This window comes from Idiomarina baltica OS145 (assembly GCF_000152885.1).
GTDB lineage: Bacteria > Pseudomonadota > Gammaproteobacteria > Enterobacterales > Alteromonadaceae > Idiomarina > Idiomarina baltica.
The window spans coordinates 60072-83166 of the sequence record NZ_CH672406.1; the positions used below are offsets into that span (position 1 = coordinate 60072).

Below are 23095 nucleotides of genomic sequence, written 5' to 3' on the forward strand. Positions count from 1 at the left end.
GCCGGCGTTTGTATATTAATTTGCTGAGACATTTAGCGGAACAAGCCGGTCCCCCTAGCCTCCATGGCATCTCGCCAACCGCCTAACCATTGAGACCTGAAGTCGTCTTGGGTTTGATACGGACACTGATCCTTCGAGCGTCCTGATAATCCGGCTTTAAAGCCTTGAGTGTGGGCTCTTTCAAAGCGATCACGCTTCTGTCTTTTCATAAAACTACCCCTTTTTCACTTTCTTATTCGGTTGTGATTATCAAAAGAGCGCATTAACTAATGCCCTCCCTATAATTGATAACGCGAAACCAGGATAGTTCAATGTGAAAAAGTAACACAGCCTACTTGAAAAAACTTAACAAGTTGAAACTGTGTTACTTTTTTATGATATTTTCGTTATGATTTTTTGATATTTTTTAGCTGACGACGGCGCGAAAGTGTAATAAAGAAACCGAGTAGCGATAATCCCGCTAGCGGGAAGCCGCCAAAACTAGCGCCACTACGCTCTACTTTATTCTCTTCTTCACGACAGTTGTTCAACTCACCTTCGATCGGATCCATCTTTATAGTAACTGAAACCTGGCGGGTTTGAGTGTTCCCTTCACCATCAACGTACTCTTCAGTTTTAAGTGCCGAAGCGACGACCTCGCCAGAGTCTGTAATCGCGCGTGCGTCGACTATAAAGTACGGGCTGTCACACGCAATGGCATCGTTAAGGTTAATGAACTCAGCGTTTTCGGCAGCTGTATCGTACACGAACCCAACCCGGCGACGCGATGACGATAGCGAAGGCTCGATCTCTCCTGTACCGACCACTACGCCATTATTATTAATATCACTGGGCACCGTTGACGACCCTTCAAAGAAACCCGGTAACGTTTCGAGCGTGGCGCTATCCACGTCATAGTAAAAGCCGGTGTTTCTCAAATTTGCGGCGCGTGTTGAAGTTAAATAGCCGACAACGCGATTGTTGTCGTTTATCGCATTCGCAGAGCCCCAATAATATTCATCACTCTCAGTGACTGGAATAGCTTCGCCATCAATAAAAATGGCTGGCATGCGAATGGGACCACGACTAGGGTGATAAGTGAAACTCTGACCAACAGCGATACCATTATTGTTGACAGCAAACGCGTAGCTTGAGAAGTCAGATTGATCGTCTTCGCGGCGCTCCGCAAGCGTGCCTAGTTCAGTGGATGAAATCACTTCACCGTTTGCATCTAACTGCCACAAAAAACCACGAATATCGTAAATCGAACGCCGTGAGGCGTAATTTGAACGACTGTAGAATAAAATCGGCGCAATGTTATTCGCTGTAGCGTTGTGCAAGTCTATCCACAGCTCAGAGGCACACACTTCCAACGGTCGTGTTTGTATCGCATCGCTATCTTCGGCAGGTGTACAGTTGTCGATAGTCGTGGTCGCGCCAGGGCTTAGACCAATACTGGCATAGCCTGCAGCTAGTCCGCTATCATTTACGTCCATCAATGCGCTCTCGCCACCCAATACAGATTGGTCAGGTGGCGCGATGGTGGTCGTCTGGCCATCTTGATACCAAACACCTCGAGAAATAAAATCTCGCACATAGTATGTGCGCGTGACATCTTCATCATCCGCATTTTTATACGTGAACTCGACCGGTTTATAAGCACCGTACCCCATCCCCACAGCGGTATTCGCAGCGTTGATACTGTTTAAGTGCGTTATTGTGGAGACATCATCAGGTTGATCAAAGAAAGACACTGACTGGGTCACACCGTCATACATAAACGCTTGATACGGCGCAATCGACTTTTGCAGAAAGTTATTGTTTACGTTAGCGGCCAACGCGTTGACGATGTAATCATATTGAGCAGGCGTCAATTCAGTCACCTCTTCAATATCTGTAATACCCAAAGCCGCAAGCTGCGTCGCAGTTAATTGGCTTAAATCGATGTCAACATTGGTCTGAAAACTTGAGACACCAACGATGAATCCTTGCTCGTTTAAGTCACGCGGAAAGCTATTACGAAAGTTATCCGCCGTTGCAATTTCTTCAATTGAGAACGTATCCGCGCTTGCCGTAACACTGCAACCTGCTAATACACTCGCTACCAATAAATGCTTAGAAAATGGTTTCATCACGATTAACTACTCTGTTTTGATAAATTTTCGAGTTCTTCCCAACGCTCTAAGTAGCTCATTAACTGCTCCTCTAGAGCGCCCGCTTGCTCCATCACGGGCTGCGTGATATCAATGGGTTGAGAGAAAAACTCCGGTTCGTTCATTTGTTGCTGCAAGGTTTCGATGTCACTTTCTATCTTTTCTATTGCTGCAGGCAACTCATCGAGTTCACGTTGTAACTTGTAGGATAACTTTTTCTGCTTTGTTACTGAACCCTTGTTATTACTTTGTTCTGAAGACGGCTTCTCTGACTCTTTAGACGCTGATTTTGTTCCATCATTGGGCAAACTTTTACGAGCGAGATAATGCTCAATTTCAGAGAATCCCCCGAAAATCTCGGTGATCTGACCTTCACCCTCAAATAACAAAACGGAGGTCGCCGTATTATCCACGAATTCACGGTCGTGACTTACTAATAAGACAGTGCCTTCGTAATCCGCAATAATCTGTTCGAGTAACTCTAAGGTCTCTATATCAAGATCATTAGTCGGCTCATCGAGTACTAAAATATTGCTTGGTTTTAGCAATATTTTAGCCAGCAAGGCACGGTTGCGTTCACCACCAGATAAGGCGCGTACCGGAGTCCTTGATTGTTTGGGACTAAATAAGAAGTCTTGCAAATAACTGAGAATATGACGTGGACGACCTTGAAACACAATGTCCTGCTTGCCATCGCCCACGTTGTCCATCACCGACTTTTCAGGATCAAGTTGGGAGCGGTGCTGATCAAAGTACGCGACTTCCAGATTTGTACCGAGCTTAATATTTCCCGCATCAACGGCTTGTTCGCCCAAAATAACTTTAATCAGCGTACTCTTACCACAACCGTTAGGTCCCACAAGCGCCACTTTATCGCCGCGCTGTAGCAGTAAGTCAAGATCACGAATGATCGGTTTATCAAAGCTCAGTTCAACATGTTCGCCCTCAAACACGCGCTTGCCAGACCGCTGCGCTTGATTGACCTGCATCTTGGCATTACCTTGCAACTCACGTCGCTGCGCACGCTCCTTACGCAATTGCTGTAGAGCCCGAACGCGTCCCTCATTACGAGTTCTACGTGCTTTAATTCCTTGGCGAATCCAGGTTTCTTCTGCCGCAAGCTTTTTATCAAACTCAGCGTTTTGTGATTGCTCAACTTCTAGCAACTCCTGCTTTTTCGTGACATAGCTGTCATAGTTACCTGGAAATGAAGTTAAAGCGCCGCGATCCAAATCAACGATTCGTGTCGCAAGTTTACGAATAAAGGCACGGTCGTGACTAATAAATAAAATCGCACCGTTAAATTGCAGTAATTGCTCTTCTAACCACTGCACCATTTCGACATCCAGATGGTTAGTCGGCTCGTCAAGTAGCAACACATCGGGATCAACGACGAGCGCACGCGCGAGTGCAACACGACGCAACCAGCCGCCCGATAATTGCGACATCGATACGTCGGCAGGCAGACTTAAGCGCGTTAAAACCTGCTCGATACGAGTCGCAAATTGCCAGCCGTTCTTTGCATCGATCTGTGTTTGCAGACTATCGAGCGCTTTCATCATTTCATCACTCGGATCGTCTGCAATCATATTTGATAAACGATGAAACTCGTTTAATTTCTCGCCCACATCGGCTAACGCCTGAGCCACATAATCATAAACCGACATTTCGAGTTGCGCGGGCGGGTCTTGAGGCAACCGGGTGACTATCGTATCTCCCACATACTGAACTTGACCATCGTCTAAGTGAATTTCTTGATCGATGACCTTAAGAAGCGTCGACTTACCCGCGCCATTGCGTCCGACCAAACAGACTCGCTCACCGGCCTCTAAAATAAACTCAGCATGATCCAGAATTGCATCAGCGCCAAAAGCCAGCTGTGCATCCTGAACGCGTATCAAACTCATGATTCAATAAACTCCTTTGCCTTTTGAGCATCAAAAGGCCAACGCAGCTCGTTATCATTGGCATCAACTAACACCGGAACGAGCCAACCATATTCTTTTTGCAATCTTTCATCCGAACAAATATCGACAACACTCAATTCAATCGACTCATCTAAATCTATTTGATTGAGCAGCAGTAACGCCTCTTTACACAGAGGACAATGTGGCTTAGTTAATAAATAAAACACATTTCCACCTAGTACTCTTTACTAATAATGAAGTAGTGATGAATCCCTTTATGACGTTTAAAATCTTCAGGGATAGAGGCCTCAGTTTGGTTATTTACCGAATAACCCGCCTTCTCTAAACCCGCTTCATCAATTTTAAACTTCTTGCGGTTGTTAGAGAATAAGATCACGCCGCCCTCGTTCAGCAGTCGTCCAGCCGTTTTAATTAAGCCAACATGATCGCGCTGAATGTCCAGCGTACCCGTCATGCGTTTTGAGTTACTAAATGTTGGGGGATCGATAAAAATGACGTCGTAACGTCTGTCGTCGCGTTGATCACGCATCCAAGTAAAACAATCGGCTTGAATAAACTCGTATTGACGACCACGCAACCCATTCAAATGAAAATTACGCTCACCCCAAGCAAGGTACGTTTTCGACATATCGACCGACGTGACCGAATGCGCACCGCCCAACGCCGCTTGCACTGAAGCGGTACAGGTGTAACTAAATAAGTTCAGAACATCGAGATCTTCGCACTTATCAAACAGCTCTTTGCGAACCAAGCGATGGTCGAGGAATAAGCCAGTATCGAGATAGTCGGTCAGATTAACCTCAAACTCGGCGCCATATTCCTGCACGTTGAAAATAACGCTATCTTGTTTCTGACGATTGCGACGCTCGTATTGCTCTTGCCCTTTCTGCCGTTTACGCACCTTTAATACAATGTGGCTTGAATCAAACGGCAAAGTCTCAGCAACCATTTCCACTAAGTGCCAAAGACGATCGGTAGCAACCCCATCAGGAATAGTTTTGGGGGGCGCATACTCTTGTATTACTAAGTGATCGCCATAGATATCAATCGCCGCATTATATTCCGGTAAGTCGGCATCATAAACACGCCATGCTTCGAGCCCTTCTTTACGCGCCCACTTGCTAAGTTTTGAATAATTCTTTTTAAGCCTGTTAGACAAGTCTTCAGATTGACTTTCTGTAAATTCAACTTGCTCTTTAGTGAGATCGAATAGCGCCAATGTGGTGGCGATCGGACCATTCATAAACGCATATTTTTTATGACTACGCAGTTTTAGACGTTTTAATAATGTCTCGTCGCCAGCAAGAAGTCCTATTTGCCAGCCTAAGAAAGACTGTTTTAACCGACGGCCCAAACGGCGGTATAGTAACAGCGTTTCGACTTCTTCACCGAGGCGTTCACCATAAGGCGGGTTTGCAATCAGAAGACCCTGATCAGCGGGTGCCTGCATATCAAGCACATCGGATGTATCAAATTGAATAAATTGACCAAGCTGACAGCGGGCCGCATTTTCTTTCGCAATACCGATGAGTTTGGGGTTCATGTCACTGGCATAAAAACGCGCAGTCATCTTGTTGCGACCTTCCTTAAAGCGCTTTTCAGCGTTTTCAAGCACACTGTGCCAAACACTGCGGTCATGCCCTACCCATCGCAGGAAGCCCCAGTCGCGACGGTTTAGGCCCGGCGCTTGGTCGGCCGCTATCATGGCCGCTTCAATCACCAATGTGCCCGAACCACAGAACGGGTCAAGGATAACAGGTTCATCGTGTTCTAATTGTTGATGAATTCCAGCACGTATGAGCACCGCGGCTGCCAGTGTTTCTCGTAGTGGCGCTTCACCTTGTTGTTTGCGATAACCTCGCTGATGCAGCCCACCTCCAGAGAAATCTAAAGACCAGATAAGTTCATTCTTGTGATAACGCGCGTTTACTCGAATATCAGGAACCTGTTTATCGACATTCGGGCGCTGTGCGTTACGACCCCGAAAAAAGTCAATAATACCGTCCTTAACGACCTGGGCACCAAACTGCGTGTTACGTATCTCATCATTGGTGCCATGAAAGTCAACGACAAAGCTATGTGTATCACGCATGACCTGTGTCCAATCGAAGACACTAATCGCCTGCTGAATCTGTTCTGCGTTGAGTGTTTCAGCGCGGCCTAACTCGACGAGCACACGACTGGCTAAACGCGACCATAGAGCAATGGTGTACGCAAGCTTTAAGTCTGCATCGACATAGCACCCCGCCTGAGTCACAGTAATTGATTTGGCACCTAGCCCCTGCAACTCATTCTCTAATAATTGTTCCATGCCTTTTGCGCACGATACAAATAAACGCAACATAGTTTATTCCATTCAGTAATTTGGCCGCGATTATAGCGTTTCTCAATCAATGTGTCTTTAAAACACTGTAAACTGAACAAAGGTTGTTCGGTATGTGTGTTTTTTATGCATTTGAACTGTATTTTATTAAAAAGCGCTTGCGCAAGCGGTGGGACATGTATATTATGCACCCCACATCGGACGCGGGGTGGAGCAGTCTGGTAGCTCGTCGGGCTCATAACCCGAAGGTCGTAGGTTCAAATCCTGCCCCCGCAACCGAATCCGATGCCTTCAGTAAGCATTTATAGCTGTTACCAAGATCACATCTTCCATAAAAGTATTCTCGGCACACTATCGAAAGCACTCAATTGACTTCACGCGCAGTAATTTATGCGAGCTGTTGGCTAGATAGCATTGTTTGACGCATTTCTAGGGTCGAGGGAAGCAACCGATTATGAAGCACTTTGATGACGTGATACTGTTTAATCGTTTTAATCGGTGACAATTTCATATCACCTGACAACAATAGACATGAAGCAAATTCATCATCACGGTCGATTATCAAGAATAAACCGTCATCAAAACCGCTATTCAATTCACAGATATGACGTTCGGGCGCCCATTCTTCAATGTTCGACTTTTGAAAATGCCAACTTTGAGGCATTTGCGGACACCCAAAACGAACAAATGCCGCTGCGCACAACGATGCCTCTTCGACACTCGTACCTAAGTCATCTGTTGAGTAACCTTCTAATACATCGACAAAATTCTGTAAGAGAGTCAAATCTTCAACATTAAAAGGCGCAGAGCAAAAATCGACATTCACGAGTTGTTTGCCTTTATAAGGCAAACGGAAAGGTGCGCCATCCCCCGCCTGAATTGACAGTGGCTGAGCTTTATCGTCGTATAGCCAACACATGTGTTGATTAATTTCCAACTTGCACACCTTTATTATTATGAATGTTGTTATAAATTTGGCAAATAGATTACCCAAAGTCACCTAGTTTTACAAGTTATTGACAATGTCCTTTACAAGCCTAGGTCCTTTGTAAATAAAACCGGTGTAAACCTGCACTAACGATGCGCCCGCCTCAAGCTTTTCTTTCGCGGCGCCTGCAGAATCGATGCCGCCTACTCCGATAATAGGAATTGACGAGTCCAACGCTGAACGTAACAGCCGAATAATACAGGTACTGCGATCACGCACTGGTTTGCCGCTCAAGCCACCCGCTTCATCCGCTAGTTCGCTATGCGAAACACCATCACGCGAAAGCGTTGTATTCGTTGCAATAACACCATCGATGCCCTGCTCGTTAAACGCCTCAGCCATCATACGCACTTCTTCTGGGCTCAGATCAGGTGCGACTTTAACAACAAGCGGTACATACTTGCTATGCACTTTTGCTAGTTCTTTCTGCTCAGCTTTTAAGCCTGCTAGCAAACCATTTAAAGCATCGCCGTGTTGAAAATTGCGTAAGCCCGGTGTATTTGGCGAAGAAATATTGATGGTCACGTAATCGGCATAACGATAAACCTGAGTTAGGCAGGCAACGTAGTCTTGTAAAGCATCTTGCTCTTCAGTGACTTTGTTTTTACCAATATTAATGCCCAGCACACCTTTATAAGTACGTCGCTTGACCTGTTCAACCAACGCCTCGACACCGTCATTATTAAAACCCATGCGGTTAATAATGGCCTCATCATCAACCAACCGAAACAGTCTTGGCTTTTCGTTGCCTGGCTGTGGTTTCGGCGTCACCGTACCCACTTCAATAAAACCAAAGCCCATCTGTCCAAATGCAGTCATGCAACGCGCATTTTTATCGAGACCCGCTGCAAGACCGACAGGATTCGGAAACTCGATCCCCATCACGGTCACAGGCTTGGCCGGCAGACGTTGGCGCCACGCGAGTGACAATGGCGTATTAGCAAACCGCCGAAGCATACCGAGCGTCCAGTCGTGAGAACGCTCGGCATCTTGGTTAAACAGCCATTTTCTGACCAGGTTATACACTAGCCCGCAACCTTAGGCGCACAGTTGTGGCTCAACAACATGAGTTCACGCAATGCAACTGAGAACTTAGCAAACTCGTGGCTCTTCGTGGTGCGGAAGTCCGATAACATTGACTGCCAACGTTGCAGCAAGGATTCGTTTTGGTCCATCCAATCATCCAACATTTGCAACGGCTCACCTATCTCTGAGGCCGATTTCAATACAACTAAGGTCAACGCACGTTGCTGCCAATCCAGTTCTTCTCGGAATGCGGCACGTGCCAGCGCTTGCCAGTGGTTAGCAACCGGTTGATTATTAATTTGATTGAGGAACCAATGTAGATTCAGACGAGCACCTAAATAGAAGTACATGTTGCCAACGGTCTGATACGATTGTTCGGTTTCGTCAGCAATTTCGGCAATGTCCATTGCCGAAAATACGGTACTCAAGCTCGCCACTTCTTGAGCCAACTCTTTCGGAAGTCCTTGCTCAATATAGCGGTCGATCGTTTTTTGAATCACAGCCGCTTCATCTTCGTTCATATAACTTAGACAGTTTTTACGCAAGTCATCAAAAGCGGGCATGTAAAAGTCAATGTGCTCTTGAATACCATTTAATTTAGTGTTGCGGTGACGCAAGAACCAACGTGTAGCTCGACGCACCATACGGCGAACCTGGAACAGAATATCGTTCTGTGTTTCAGCCGGCACTTTATTGTTCAACGCTTCAATGGCATCCCAAAGTTCCTCAACGCGGAAACACTCGCGAGCCACTACAAATGACGATGCAACTTCAGCGATGGTCGCTCCGGTGGCTTCTTGTTTACGAAACACGAAGTTAGGACCCATATCATTGACGATCGTATTAGCTAACTTAGTCGCGATAATCTGTCCCTTCAACGGGTGTGAAGCCATCGAATCAGCAAACTGTTTTTGCAACGGTTTAGGGAACGAACGGAACAATGCTTTGCCAAGGAACGGATCTTCAGTGATTTCATCGGTGATTAACTGCTCCTTAAGCACCATTTTGCCATAGGCTGTTAAAACCGATAGTTCTGGACGTGTCAAACCTTTATTCTGGGCTTGGCGTTCCGCCAGCTCGTCGTCTGAAGGTAAGAACTCCAGCGAACGATTTAATGCACCGTCACGTTCTAACTGGTGAATAAAGCGTTGCAATTCTTTGATTTGGTCACTACCTCGAAGCGCAGTAATCGAGAGCGATTGTGTTTGACGATTACAATCGTCAAGAACGATTTCTGCCACTTCATCAGTCATGTCGTACAATAACTTATCGCGTTGTTTCTTCGTGAGGTCACCGTTATTGACTAAACCATTCAGCAAGATTTTGATATTGACTTCATTATCTGAACAGTCCACGCCGCCAACATTATCAACGAAGTCGGTATTAATACGACCGCCGCGCTGAGCAAATTCAATACGACCCAACTGAGTTAAACCTAAGTTACCGCCCTCGCCGATCACTTTGGCTTTCAATTCTGCACCATTAACGCGCAGTGCGTCATTGGCTCGGTCACCCACATCAGAATCGGTTTCATCTTTACCTTTAATGTAGGTACCGATACCGCCGTTCCAAATAAGATCAACGTCCATGGTTAGACACGCACGAATGAGCTCGTTAGGTGTCATTGATTTCTTCTGGGAGCCCAGCATCTTCTTCATTTCTGGCGACAGCTCTATTGCTTTAGCACTGCGACTGAAGATACCGCCACCTTTAGAAATCAACTCTTTGTTGTAATCTTCCCAGCTTGAGCGCGGCAATTTAAATAAGCGATCACGCTCTTTCCAAGAGCTGGCTGCGTCTGGTTCTGGGTCGATAAAAATATGCATGTGGTTGAACGCAGCTTGTAGGCGAGTATGTTTAGATAGCAACATGCCGTTACCAAACACATCCCCCGCCATGTCGCCAATCGCAACACAGGTAAAGTCAGTGGTTTGGCAATCAATACCCATTTCACGGAAGTGACGTTTAACCGACTCCCAAGCACCACGAGCGGTGATACCCATTTTCTTATGGTCGTAGCCAACTGAACCGCCGGAAGCAAAGGCGTCGCCCAGCCAAAAGTTATATTCAGCAGAAATACCGTTAGCGATATCTGAGAACGTCGCTGTGCCTTTATCAGCTGCGACAACCAAGTAAGGGTCGTCTTCGTCCTGACGAACGACGTCAACAGGTGGTACGATTTCACCCTCGACGATATTGTCGGTGATATCTAATAACGCACGAATAAACGTTTTATAACACGCCTGTCCTTCTGCAATCATACCTTCACGGTCTTCGGGCAGGTGTTTACAGTAGAAACCACCTTTTGCACCCACAGGTACAATAACGGTGTTCTTAACTTGTTGTGCTTTCACCAGGCCTAAAATTTCAGTACGGAAGTCTTCACGACGGTCCGACCAACGCAGGCCACCACGAGCCACTTTACCACCCCGTAAATGGACACCCTCTACCCGCGGCGAGTAGACAAAGATTTCGAACTTAGGCAACGGCAACGGCATCTCAGGTACCAGTTCAGGTAAGAACTTAACTGAGATGTAAGGTTTATCATTGCCTTTTTCATTCTTCTGGAAGAAGTTTGTACGTAAAGCGGCGTCAATTAATTCAACATAGCGACGGATAATACGATCGTCGTCCAAGTTAGCGACGCTATCTAATTCGGTATTGATGCGCGTATGTAACGCGTCCAGTTTCTTCTCAACACCTTTAGTGCCGGGCTCAAAACGCGTGTAGAACATCTTAATGACGAGTTTAGCGAGTAGCGGGTACTTGCTAAACGTGCTTTCAATATAGCTTTGACTGAAGGTCGTACCAATCTGACGCATGTACTTCGCAAACATACGTAAAATAGTGACTTGGCGACCCGTCATACCGGCACCAAGTACGAGCCGGTTAAAGCCATCATCTTCAAGTTCACCTTTCCAAACTTTTGCAAACGCATCTTGGAATAGTTCGCGACTGGTTTCTAAATCGAGCGCCCCACCGGTATGGATCATATGAAAATCTAAAATCCAAAATACATTACCGTCTGCCGCTTTAACAGGATAAGGGCTCTCGCCAATCACACGCAAGCCAAAGTTTTCGAGCATCGGCAGCACGTCTGATAAGTGGATGGGTTGATCTTTATGGAAAAGCTTGAGACGCAAGTATTTGCTGTCGTCTTTCTCTTCCTGAGCGCGATAAAGCACCATGCCGAGTTTATGTTCATCGTCAAGGGACTCAAGCTGGTTGATATCTGAAATCGCAACAGAAGGCAGCACATCCTCTTTATAAGCACGCGGGAACGCTTGACCATAACGTTTATTCAAACGTGTTGAGCGCGCCTCACCAAAGGTTGAGTTTAAAATACGCTCAAAGTTATCTTCCCAAGTGCGAGCGGCCTCAATAAGATTCTGTTCCAATTCCTTCACATTTACGTCCTGCTGGTCGTCTTCTAGGCGCACGGTGTAATGCGTTCGTGCGAGATTTGATTCGGAGAAATAAGTGGTAAAGTCAACGTCGTGTTGAGTACGCAAGGTTTGTTTTAAAATGCGCTGAGTGCGTTCACGTAATAGAGTGTTGTAACGCTCTTTAGGTACATACACCATGCATGTCATAAAGCGACCAAAAATATCGCGACGCAAGAAAATCCGAGTCATATCCCGCTCTTGCATCTGCAAAACGCCCAAACCAACTTGCAGTAGATCATCATCCTCTGCTTGCACGACTTCATCACGCGGATAGGTCTCTAAAATATTAACTAATGCTTTTGCTGCATGCGATTGTGGAGCAAAACCAGACGCTTCAATCACGCGCTTGAGCTTCTGCGAAACCAGTGGAATATCACGCGCGCTATTGTTGTAGAAGTTCGACGCGTAAAGACCAATAAAGCGATGCTCACCAATGACCTCGCCTTCTTTATTAAAGCGTTTGACACCAATGTAGTCGCAATGCGCTGGGCGATGAACACGTGACTTTGAATTGGTTTTTGTGAGTAACAGAATGCGATCGTCCTGTGTAATTTCACGCGCATCTTCTGGCAAGCTTGAAATTAAACGACCTTTTTCACTGACCGAATTACGCATTAGACCCAAACTGCTATCTTCGGTTTGGCTGAGTTCGTAATCGCCTTTAACAGGCTTTAAGTCATAAGAGCGATAGCCTGTAATGGTAAAGTTATCATCCGCCAACCAGCGTAAAAACGCTTGGATATTTTGTTTTTCTTCCTTCGAGCCTGGATAATAATCGGCAGTCACTTCTTCTGCGACTTCAGAGAGCTTGGTCACCATCGGCTGCCAATCGGAGACCGCCAAGCTGATCTCTTCCATGACAGAGCTCAATTCTTTCTTCAGCGCTTTTAATTCGTCCTTGGTGCTCTGGCGGTCGACCTCAATTAAGAATGCGGTATCGACAAAATTATCATCACGAGTACCCGGGCGTAATAAATCAGTGACCTGATTATCTTTATCACGCTTATGGCTAATAGGCATGTGCAACAATAAGTGGCTCGTGATACCCAAGCGTGATAAAGCCATGCGGACTGAGTCCACCATAAACGGCATGTCACTCTGAATAATTTCAATAATCGTGTGCGGTGATTCCCAGCCATCATTCGGCACGTCTGGGTTATATACTTTAATCAGTGCTTTATCGCCGGGTTTATATTCATTAAAGCTGTGCCATAAACCCAGCACAGCACCGTACATATCACTGTCATTACGGTGACTCAAATCATCTGAGGAAATATTACGATAAAGACGTTTCGCGAAATCTTGCACAAGCGGTGCTTGGCTTGAAGCAACTTTCTTTTGAATAAGTTCGACTACTTTTTCTAAAAGTACTGGGGATTGACCATCAACCAACGACATAATTGCAGAGTCCTTGAGATTATTTTTTTGATGAAACGTCGTAGGCAAGCCACAAAGCGGCCCACGGCCTGATAATCTACCTATGATTGATGTTATTGTCGGACATTTAAGGCAGGCTTTCAACGCATATTCGTGCAATAAATGAGTGTTTAGACCAGCGAGTAGTAAAGCTTATGAAAAATAACTCAATAACTATCCAAATTAGGAGCTAAATTCGCTTGAGGGAAACGAATTTATTATTGTTATCGAGCTGTATAATGAACCGACCGGATACGCCAGTTGAGTCGACAAAAGGAACCATACGACCGGCCGGAATAGCAATTCGTACGTTAGTATCAGACAGTACAACTAAATGTTGGGCGCCACCACCGTAGTAAATATCGATAAATTCCTGATACGACATAGAAATTGAAAAACGATATTCAATCACAGGATGACTCCCAACTCGCTATTTCGTGAAAATAGTTATGCAGCTAAACTATTTTCTATTTTTTCTTGTAAATCACTTGCTAAGTTCGGCAACGCTTGGATTTTTTCCAGTTGTTGCTTCATCAATGCCTGTCGCTCGGCATCGTACCGTCTCCAAGACATAAAGCTTGATATTAAACGCGATGCTACCTGCGGATTTTTATCATTTAACTGACAAATGACATCACCAATTAACGCATAGCCGGCTCCATCAAACTGATGAAATCTTGCGCTATTTTGTGTGAACGCCGCCAACAATGAATAAATTCGGTTCGGATTATCTAGACTGAAATCGGGGTGTTTCATTAAGGTTTTAACATTGGCAATGGTACCATCCGTATCGGCTAATGCCTGCGTCTGGAACCACTTATCCATCACCAGTTTATCACCGCGCCATTGCTGATCAAAAGCTTCCACAAGCGTGATAGCATTTGATGCGTTGCCCCAAACCGATGCCTGCAGTGCCGCCAGTCGATCCGTCATATTCGTTGCGTTATCAAACTGCGTTTGACTCAGATTCACGTAATTTTCGCCCGCTACGGTAAGATAACTCAATAGCACATTTTGCAATTGCCGTAGCGCTATATCCTCACCTGACAAGCGATAGTCACGCTGCTGCAATTCATCATAAATAGCGGCATAACGTGCACTCATCGTGCCGTGCAAATGTTCAGCTAAATGACGTTTTAACTGTCGCAAGTTGTGAACAATGGTATCAATCTCAATGGTTTCAAAATACTCGCCAACGGTAGCCGCATTTGGCAACGTCAGCGTCAATGCGATTAACGCAGGATCAGTATCCGACGTGATTAAACGTTCACACGCATCGACAAGCGCCTTATCCACTTCGACCGTTGATTGCGACTTGACCGCATCCACCACGCGACTTGTAAATAGCTGCTGTGCAGCGTCCCAGCGACTCACCGGATCGTCTGCATGCGCCATTAAGGTCAACATCGCTGCTTCAGGTAAATCACGTTGCACTTTAACGGGTGCAGAAAAATCATCGAAGACCGAGACAATCGGTTCTTCATTCGACGCCAATTGAGCTGCAAATTCGCCATTGACGTAAAAGCTTTGACGTTCTTCAGTCAGTTCGAGCAGGTTTTCAGCGAGCACTATACGGTTACCGTTAGGTGCATAGGCCGATATACGCATTGGAATATGCATGGGTCGTTTTTCCGCCTGACCTGGTGTAGCTGGAACCGTCTGACGGGTGTTGATAATGAGTTGTTGCTTGTCAGTATCAAACGCGGTTTCGACTTCCACACTCGGTGTCCCAGCTTGCTCATACCAGCGACGGAATAGTGTAAAATCCCGATCGTTGGCATCTTCCATCGCTTTGACAAAATCTTCACAGGTCACTGCGGCACCGTCATGGCGTTCGACATAAAGCTTCATGCCACGCTGAAAGCCAGTTTCGCCCAGTAATGTATGCATCATACGAATGACTTCAGCGCCTTTGTTATACACGGTCACCGTATAAAAGTTATTCATCTCCACAACTTTGTCAGGTCGAATGGGGTGAGCCATTGGCCCTGCGTCCTCAGTAAACTGATGACTACGAATCACCTTCACGTTTTGAATACGATTAACCGCACGTGAACCTAAATCTGAGCTAAATTCTTGATCACGGAATACCGTCAGACCTTCTTTCAGCGAAAGCTGGAACCAATCGCGGCAAGTAATTCGGTTTCCCGTCCAGTTGTGAAAGTATTCATGACCGATCACCGATTCGATATTTAAAAAATCTTGGTCGGTGCCGGTTTTAGGATTAGCAAGCACATATTTAGAATTGAAGACATTAAGTCCTTTGTTCTCCATAGCGCCCATATTGAAGAAGTCGACCGCGACAATCATGTAGATATCGAGATCGTAAACTAGACCAAAGCGTTCCTCGTCCCAACGCATTGCATTTTTTAACGACACCATCGCGTGCTCACTGCGATCTAAGTTACCTTTATCGACAAATAACTGCAGTGCGACTTCGCGTCCTTCGCGCGTCACGAAGGTGTCCTCAAGTAAATCAAAATCACCACACACCAACGCAAATAAATAGCTCGGTTTAGGGTATGGGTCATGCCAAGTGACAAACGGCTTGCCCTCTTCCTCACCGTGTTCAACGCTGTTGCCATTCGCCAAAATATGCGGATAGTCTGCACTCGGTGCGATAACTTTGGTAGTAAAAGTCGCCAATACATCGGGGCGATCTAAGTAGTAAGTTATACGGCGGAAACCCTCTGCCTCGCATTGGGTACAAAAAGTACCTTCAGCCAGATAAAGCCCTTCCAGCGCTTTATTGGTCGATGGGTTCAATGTATTGACCACTGTCAGTGTGAACTCATTTTGCTCAACCTCAATGGTCAGCGTTGAGTCAGTGACTGTATAATCTGAAGTGTTGAGAGCTTGGTCGTTTAAAACAACCTTTTCCAATTCGATGTGCTCTCCATCGAGTACCAACGCATCACTGTGCTCGCCTTGGCGCTTTATTTTCATGGTATTAGTGATGCGTGTGTTTGTCTTGTCCAATTCAACAACTAAGTTCACCGTATCGATGGTGAACTTAGGTGCTTGGTAATCTTTCCGATACTTCGCGGTTTTTTGTGACATAAACCCTCTTTACGACGTTTGAGTATTTTCAGTCATTTCTGGCTCACGACGTAAAATCGTCCATCCAGTATAAGCCAGTACAATCGCAATTAATGGTGTCAAATAGTTAAAGAATGCATATATACCATAGTCTAGCGGACTTACAGCCAGAACACTAAACATGTATGCGCCACAGGTGTTCCATGGAATCAATGCGGAAGTCAAAGTACCACTGTCTTCCAATGTACGAGAAAGTACTCGAGGATCCAGGCCGCGACGTTGATATTCTTCTTTAAACATACGGCCAGGCAATACGATGGCCATGTATTGGTCGGCAGTTAATACGTTGGCGCCAAAACAGGTAAATAACGTACCAGTGATCAAACTGCCTACTGACTTCGCTGACTTTAGCATGCCCTGAATAAAGCGCTTTAACAGCCCGAGCTTTTCCATGACGGCGCCGAACGTCATTGCACTTAAAATCAACCATAGGGTATTAAGCATGCTCGACATACCGCCGCCACTCAGCAGCGAATCAAGGTTTGTGCTTCCGGTACTGACCGTCGTACCATCAGACATTGCGAGCCAAATTACTTTCAGGTGCGCTAAGAAGGTGTCATTACCACCCGCCATCTGCTGCACCATATCAGGTTGAAAAATGAGTGCCCAAACACCACCTAGCAACGCACCAAAAAACACAGTCGGTAACGCAGGTTTACGGGTTGCTGCTAAAAATAGCAGAACACCTAAGGGTACTAACATTGCCCAACCTACATTAAAGGTATTGTCGAGCAGGCTTTGCATTTGATTCAGCTTTTCAAGAGATACCGATGAGTCGGCGTTCAGCCCCAAGAATAGGAAGATTGTCACTGAAATAATAAACGCGGGGCCTGCGGTGTAGCCCATATAGCGAATATGAGCGAACAATTCAGTACCGCTGACTGCGGGTGCCAAATTCGTAGTGTCGGACAATGGAGACATTTTGTCGCCAAAATACGACCCCGAAACGATAGCACCGGCTGCGATAGCAGGGTCAAGACCCATGCCCGATGCGACTCCCATTAACGCAACACCAATGGTTGCAGCCGTCGTCCAAGAGCTACCAATCGACAATGCAATGATACCGCAAATAATACAGCTAGCAGCATAAAACAGCCCCGGGTTTAACAACTCTAAACCGTAGTAAATCAGCGTCGGTACGGTACCTGAGAGCAACCAAGTACCAATCAAGGAGCCTACCGCAAGAATAATCAACATGGCGCCTAAAGCAACAGAGATACCTTCTTGAATACCTTTTTCAATTTGCTCCCAGCTGAAGCCATTCTTAAAGCCGATAATGCAGGCAATACCTGCAGCTATCCAAAGCGCTATTTGGTTAGGTCCATAGGATGAGTCTTCGCCAAAGAAATACACTGATGAGGCCAACATAATGACCAAAGCGACCAGCGGAATCAGTGCCTGAAAAAGTGTGGGCTGTTTTATTTGTTGTGTCATGAATGCGTTATCCTAAATCTCGATAATGCCGATAAGTTGAAGAAAAATTATAATAATAGCGATCGGTGCAACGTATTTGAGGCACAAATGCCAAATATCAAAAATGTGGTTGCCAGCATCAAGCTCGTCTTTAGCGTTATCACGCGTCATTACCCAACCCGCTAAAACGGCGAGCAGCAAGCCACCTAACGGTAATAATAGACTCGATGTGAGTAAGTCAATCACATCAAAAATTGAATTCAATGGCTTACCCAGCCACTGTGTACTCAGTTGCGCCCAAGAGCTCCCAGAGAACGAGTGGATCGTGAGCTGTCCCAGCAACCATAATACACTGGCGGAAATGATCGTTGAGGGCCAACGCGATAGATTGAATTTTTCTGAGACAAAAGCCACCGACGCTTCAATCATTGCTATCGCCGAAGTAAATGCGGCGATCACTAACATTGTGAAAAATAGAGTGCCTACCCACTGTCCCCCCGGCATTTCACCAAAAGCCAGTGGCAATGTGGTAAATATTAATCCAGGTCCTTCACTCGGTGTTAGATTAAAGCCAAATACCAACGGGAAAATGGCGAGACCTGCAATTAAAGCAACCAGTGTATCAATCACCGCTATCCAAACGCTTGTTTGTACGACCGAAGTTTCCTTGGGCAAGTAAGCGCCATACATAATGACAACGCCGGATGCTAAACCGAGCGTGAAGAACGAGTGACCCAGCGCAATCATCACGCCGTTAATCGAAAGCTTTGAAAAGTCTGGTTTAAACATGAATTCTACGGCTTCGCCAAACGCCCCAATGTTTCCAGCATAGATCGCCAAAGCGATCAGCAACACAAACATAGCCGGCAATAAAAAACGAACCGAGCGTTCGAGTCCTTTGTTGACTCCCTTGCCCACAACAACCACTACGCCAATCAATATAAGCGTGTGCCACAGCATCAACTCACTCGCCGATGACAACATGCCAGAGAATAGCCCCCCGACTTGCTCGGCTGAGGCACCATTGAATGCGCCTCCCGCCGCTTTAAACACGTAATCGAGCGCCCATCCTGCAATAACGGCATAAAAGCTCAAGACGAGAAAGCCCGTCAACATGCCTAACCAACCTGCCAATTGCCAATGCCGACTACGTTTAGACTCGACTGCGACTTGCTCTGCGGCGTATCCCGGTGAGTGACGACCTCGTCGACCAATGACCACTTCGGCCATCATGATAGGGATGCCAATGAATGCGATACAAAGCAGATATACTAAAACGAAAGCACCGCCTCCGTTTTCTCCCATCACGTAGGGAAACTTCCAAATATTGCCAAGGCCTACGGCGGCCGCCGACGATGCCAAAATAAATGACAATCGACTTGACCAACGACTTGATATTGATGCTGAGTTTTTCATTGTTGTTCTAGATCATTTTTTTAGTATAACGCGGTAGTTGACCACAAACTGCGTGGGTTGCCAAGCATACGTAAAAAAACCGCCATAAAGCGGCGGTTTTTTGAGCATATCTATGACTATTGACTTAGTCGTTTTGAGCGAGCTTCACATCATCAATAAATTCAAATGCAACAGAAATGGTCTCATCAAGATACGGATCCACCTCAAGCACCTCGTCGTCGACATCATCAATCGATTCAACTGGCTTCATTCCCATCCGTTTGAGACGATCATTAACTCGGGCTAAGCGCTCTTTCTTGTCCGCAGCTTGCTCACTCTCACGCTCTTCAATATTCAAGCTAACCCACGTTTTTTCCATGTTTTTACGTAGCTCATCGATATCCTTGAATATGTACGAAAACTCAGGATCTTTCTCTAAACGCTCATGAGCGTTCTTGTTTAACGACTGGATTTCAGCGCTATCAAGATAACTGAAGGTGTCATATTGCGCTGGCTTGATTTGATCCCACGGTAGCGCGTTGTCTTCACGGCTCTCGCCCCACTCCGACGCTTCCACGTATGAAGGCAAGGTGACATCAGGCGCCACACCTTTTAACTGCGTACTACCACCATCAATCCGATAAAATTTCGCGATCGTATATTGCACGCTGCCTAAAGGCTCACTGAAGAAATCAAAACGACGGTTAAGCCCGCGATGCTGTTGGACAGTCCCTTTGCCGAACGTATTCTCGCCCACAATCAGCGCACGCTTATAGTCTTGCATTGCCGCAGCAAAGATTTCCGATGCGGACGCACTATAGCGGTCAACTAACACAACCAGCGGACCTTCGTAATAGGTAACACCATCTCGATCTTTACTGATTTCAACATGGCCGCGCCCATCACTGACCTGAACGACGGGGCCTTGGTCAATAAATAAGCCCGTTAATCCAATCGCTTCATTAAGTGCGCCACCACCGTTGCTTCGAAGGTCAATAACGATACCTTCGACCTCTTTAGACTTAAGATCCTCAAGCAGCTTTTTGACGTCTGCAGTCAAGTTGTTGTAAAAGCCAGGTATCTCAATGACACCCATTTTACGCCCTTTATTAGGTCCCTCTTCCGGTACCTCTACGTGCGCTTTTGCAGCGCGATCCTCTAACTTAACCTTGTCGCGGACTATTTCAACCACTTTCGGTGTGCCGCCAACGCCTTGTGAAGCCTCTAAGACTTGTAGGCGAACAGAAGATCCTTTCGGTCCTTTGATCATATCGACAACGTCATCGAGACGCATGCCAATGATATCCACAAAATCCTCAGCGTCCTCACCAACACCTTGCCCAACGGCAACGATTTTGTCCTCTGGAGAGAGCTCACCCGTCTTGTCAGCAGGTCCTCCTGGAACCAAACTACGAATCACAGTGTAGTCGTATTCTGATTGTAAGACGGCGCCAATACCTTCCAACTCAAGATTCATGTTTTGCTGAAATCGTTCAGAATTAGCGGGTGATAAGTAGCTCGTATGAGGTTCGATGGAACGAGCAAACGCATTCATCAGCGTTTGAAAGGCATCTTCATTCTTTGAGTTGGTGAGTCGGTTCAACGCACTATTGTAACGTTTACCAAGGGTCTCAACGATATCTGGCCACTCTTTGCCCGCCAATTTCAAGTTCAGGGCATCATATTTGACGCGCTTTTGCCAAAGCTCGTTCAATGCCTCTTCATCTTTCGCCCAGTCGGCATCTTCACGATCATAGTAATATTTTTCGCCCTTTTCATCGAAGCTCATGGGCTTATCTTTATCAAGCAAAGAAAGCGCATATACATAACGTTGAAAACGACGTTCTAAACTTGTTTGGTAAAGCTCATAGGCGATTTCGAGCTCACCGCTCTCAAGCATGTCATCAAACAACCGAGCATACTCTTCTGACGCGTCAACGTCAGACTTCAACAAAAACATTTTATTGAAATCGAGCATTTCTAGGTAACGGTCATGAATCTGCTCTGATAGCGAGTCATCTAGCTCAGGCTGAGAGAAGTGATAACGTGTAAAATACGCTAACACACGCTCACTGACTGTCTCGTGCTGACTATCTTGCGTTAATTGGGGTAATTCAGAAATATCGTGCGTCGGTGGAATCGCCAGCGCGCTCGGGGCTACAACTAACAGAGCTAACGCATTTAATTTGAATAATCCTGACTTCATATTGACGACTCCTGACAGACGCTTATTGTTTTACGAATACGTTTTCGGCTTTTACTTTCATACTCAGACCATTGGCAAGCTGGACTTGAACATCGCTTTTATCGATCTCAACCACCGTGCCTGGCATCGGTCTGTTACCTGCTTTAACTTGAACCTGTTGACCCACAGAAAGACTATTAAGTTCCACATCTTTCAATTTAGGGGCTGGTTTTCGCGCTGGCTTTGGCTTTCTAGCAGCCTTGTTCGCACTGGGTGCTCTCCGCTTCGGTTTAGTACGTGCTTCTTCAGATTTTGTATCTGTTGTTTTACGCTGCTTCGCTCGCTCAGCGGCACGTTCCTTTGATTCCTTAAGTGCTTCCGCAGCATGTTGTTGATGCTCGTCAAGTACCTTTTCAACAGCTTCACCGTCCAGATTGACACGCTCTGTTCCTGTTTTCACACTGCGAAGATAACGCCAACTGTTCGTGTAATGACGTAATGCAGTACGCAAGCGAGTTTTGCTTACCTTTTCGTCGTCTTCCAGACGCTTCGCAAGATCTTCAAAAATCCCGATCTTTAATGGCTTTGCATCACCCTGAAGGCTAAAACAGTTCGGAAACTGTTCAGCCAAATACGCAATGACGTCTTTACTTTTCGTCAGTTTTTCAGACTCACTCATTCCAATCTTCTTCCTGTTCACGGACGTTTTCTAAAACAGTACGAACAAACATGTCCATATCATCGAATTCAAGTTCAAGCAGCCGAGGCTCCTCGATCCACTCATATAACGTAAGACGCACAGCCTCTTCCAGCTGCTCTACGGTATCGGTTTCTATACGCTGATCATTAATTAGATGCAGCATTTCATTGATTTGGTCAGCCGCGGCTTCTTCCTCGCCTTCAAAGAAAATTGTGTCTTCGTAGTTGACCAAATAAAGTTGGATATCAAAATCTGCAAACATAGGGTTAGGCTTGATTCCAATTAAAAGTAGCACAGATTGCCGCAATTCTCGCGAACATCTCTGCGTCTTCTGCGCTGAATCGTCCTACGGTAGGACTATCTATATCGAGTACGCCGACAGTTTTTCCATCGACAATAATAGGGGCTACAACCTCTGCGTTTGAAGCGGCATCACAGGCGATATGACCGCTGAACTCATGCACATCGTGCACGTGTTGCAAGGCTTGTGAGTCGGCTGCTACACCACATACACCCTGACCGAAGGGAATCCGTACACAAGCTACCTTGCCTTGAAACGGCCCTAATACGAGCTCGCGCTCACCTCGAGTGAGGTAAAACCCAGCCCAATTAATGTCTTCAAACTGGTCAAAAATGAGTGCTGAAATATTCGCTAAATTAGCAATTAAATCGGATTCTCCACTTGTGATGGCTTCGCATTGAGTCACGATATCATCACGTACTGATACTACTTGCATGGTACCTCTTATCTCTCATCTTCATTTAGGTTAAAACGCGCAATGGTATCGGCTCCGCTCTGCTCCGAGAACTGCCGCTTAAGTTCACTTTTAGATTTAGTGACTATACGTCCATCTTTACCTACTGAGTAATGTTGGTCGCTATCAAGAAACCGTGCTTGATAAGCCATTACTAGTTGGAGCGAGTTTTCCAGTTGTTCTTCCGATAATTTTGCACCGTCAGGCCAACGTCCTGTTTCGACGGCACTGACCAAGCGTTCATACGTATCTTGGCTCATACTGTTGATGAGATCTTCAAATTGCATTA

At 46.0% G+C, this 23095-nt stretch carries 17 protein-coding genes and 1 tRNA gene; 1 reads left to right on the forward strand and 17 read right to left on the reverse strand.

Annotated elements, in window-relative coordinates; translation table 11 throughout:
* Window positions 1–32: 32 nt before the first annotated feature.
* The 5 genes from rmf to rlmKL form a co-directional block, all read right to left on the reverse strand.
* On the reverse strand, window positions 33–209 hold the full coding sequence (gene rmf / locus OS145_RS07810; protein WP_006955790.1) for a ribosome modulation factor: 177 nt from the start codon (window positions 207–209) through the stop codon (window positions 33–35).
* A 177-nt stretch (window positions 210–386) separates the two neighbouring features.
* The gene (locus tag OS145_RS07815) at window positions 387–2111 is read right to left on the reverse strand and encodes a DUF3466 family protein (protein ID WP_006955791.1); all 1725 of its coding nucleotides are present in this window, start codon (window positions 2109–2111) and stop codon (window positions 387–389) included.
* Between the two features lie 5 nt (window positions 2112–2116).
* Complete coding sequence (uup, locus tag OS145_RS07820) at window positions 2117–4039, reverse strand: ATP-binding cassette ATPase Uup (RefSeq protein ID WP_006955792.1); 1923 nt, start codon at window positions 4037–4039, stop codon at window positions 2117–2119.
* Window positions 4036–4266 (reverse strand): glutaredoxin family protein, encoded by a 231-nt coding sequence (locus OS145_RS07825; RefSeq protein ID WP_006955793.1) that lies wholly within the window; start codon window positions 4264–4266, stop codon window positions 4036–4038. The genes uup and OS145_RS07825 overlap by 4 nt, the downstream gene beginning before the upstream one ends.
* Window positions 4267–4274: 8 nt before the next feature.
* Window positions 4275–6404, reverse strand: a complete 2130-nt coding sequence (gene rlmKL / locus OS145_RS07830; protein ID WP_006955794.1) for a bifunctional 23S rRNA (guanine(2069)-N(7))-methyltransferase RlmK/23S rRNA (guanine(2445)-N(2))-methyltransferase RlmL — start codon at window positions 6402–6404, stop codon at window positions 4275–4277.
* 181 nt (window positions 6405–6585) lie between these two features.
* Here rlmKL and OS145_RS07835 point away from each other — a divergent pair.
* Window positions 6586–6659 (forward strand) — tRNA-Met (locus tag OS145_RS07835).
* A 112-nt stretch (window positions 6660–6771) separates the two neighbouring features.
* On the opposite strand, the gene OS145_RS07840 is transcribed toward OS145_RS07835, so the two are convergent.
* From OS145_RS07840 to OS145_RS07895, 12 genes are all read right to left on the reverse strand, one after another.
* Window positions 6772–7320 carry a cell division protein ZapC domain-containing protein gene (locus OS145_RS07840; RefSeq protein ID WP_006955796.1) on the reverse strand — a complete coding sequence of 183 codons (549 nt, stop codon included), beginning with the start codon at window positions 7318–7320 and terminating at the stop codon, window positions 6772–6774.
* Between the two features lie 69 nt (window positions 7321–7389).
* Window positions 7390–8397, reverse strand: coding sequence for a quinone-dependent dihydroorotate dehydrogenase (gene pyrD, locus OS145_RS07845; protein WP_006955798.1), 1008 nt, complete (start codon window positions 8395–8397; stop codon window positions 7390–7392).
* A complete protein-coding gene (locus OS145_RS07850) occupies window positions 8397–13241 on the reverse strand; it encodes an NAD-glutamate dehydrogenase (protein ID WP_006955800.1) in 4845 nt (1614 codons plus the stop codon). The genes pyrD and OS145_RS07850 overlap by 1 nt, the downstream gene beginning before the upstream one ends.
* Before the next feature lie 208 nt (window positions 13242–13449).
* Window positions 13450–13671 carry a DUF2835 family protein gene (locus OS145_RS07855; RefSeq protein ID WP_006955802.1) on the reverse strand — a complete coding sequence of 74 codons (222 nt, stop codon included), beginning with the start codon at window positions 13669–13671 and terminating at the stop codon, window positions 13450–13452.
* A 35-nt stretch (window positions 13672–13706) separates the two neighbouring features.
* Complete coding sequence (pepN, locus tag OS145_RS07860; protein WP_006955804.1) at window positions 13707–16319, reverse strand: aminopeptidase N; 2613 nt, start codon at window positions 16317–16319, stop codon at window positions 13707–13709.
* A gap of 9 nt (window positions 16320–16328) precedes the next feature.
* Window positions 16329–17792: a Na+/H+ antiporter NhaC gene (gene nhaC / locus OS145_RS07865; RefSeq protein ID WP_006955806.1), complete on the reverse strand. Its 1464-nt coding sequence runs from the start codon at window positions 17790–17792 to the stop codon at window positions 16329–16331.
* 12 nt (window positions 17793–17804) lie between these two features.
* On the reverse strand, window positions 17805–19187 hold the full coding sequence (locus tag OS145_RS07870) for a sodium-dependent transporter (RefSeq protein WP_006955808.1): 1383 nt from the start codon (window positions 19185–19187) through the stop codon (window positions 17805–17807).
* Window positions 19188–19311: 124 nt separating this feature from the next.
* Complete coding sequence (gene prc, locus OS145_RS07875; RefSeq protein WP_006955810.1) at window positions 19312–21372, reverse strand: carboxy terminal-processing peptidase; 2061 nt, start codon at window positions 21370–21372, stop codon at window positions 19312–19314.
* Window positions 21373–21394: 22 nt separating this feature from the next.
* Entirely contained in the window at window positions 21395–22030 is a 636-nt protein-coding gene (proQ, locus tag OS145_RS07880) for an RNA chaperone ProQ (protein ID WP_006955813.1), read from the reverse strand.
* Window positions 22023–22313, reverse strand: a complete 291-nt coding sequence (locus OS145_RS07885) for a hypothetical protein (RefSeq protein ID WP_006955815.1) — start codon at window positions 22311–22313, stop codon at window positions 22023–22025. The genes proQ and OS145_RS07885 overlap by 8 nt, the downstream gene beginning before the upstream one ends.
* A gap of 4 nt (window positions 22314–22317) precedes the next feature.
* Entirely contained in the window at window positions 22318–22788 is a 471-nt protein-coding gene (locus OS145_RS07890) for a free L-methionine (R)-S-oxide reductase MsrC (protein WP_006955817.1), read from the reverse strand.
* An 8-nt stretch (window positions 22789–22796) separates the two neighbouring features.
* Window positions 22797–23093: a YeaC family protein gene (locus OS145_RS07895; protein WP_006955819.1), complete on the reverse strand. Its 297-nt coding sequence runs from the start codon at window positions 23091–23093 to the stop codon at window positions 22797–22799.
* Window positions 23094–23095 lie beyond the last annotated feature (2 nt).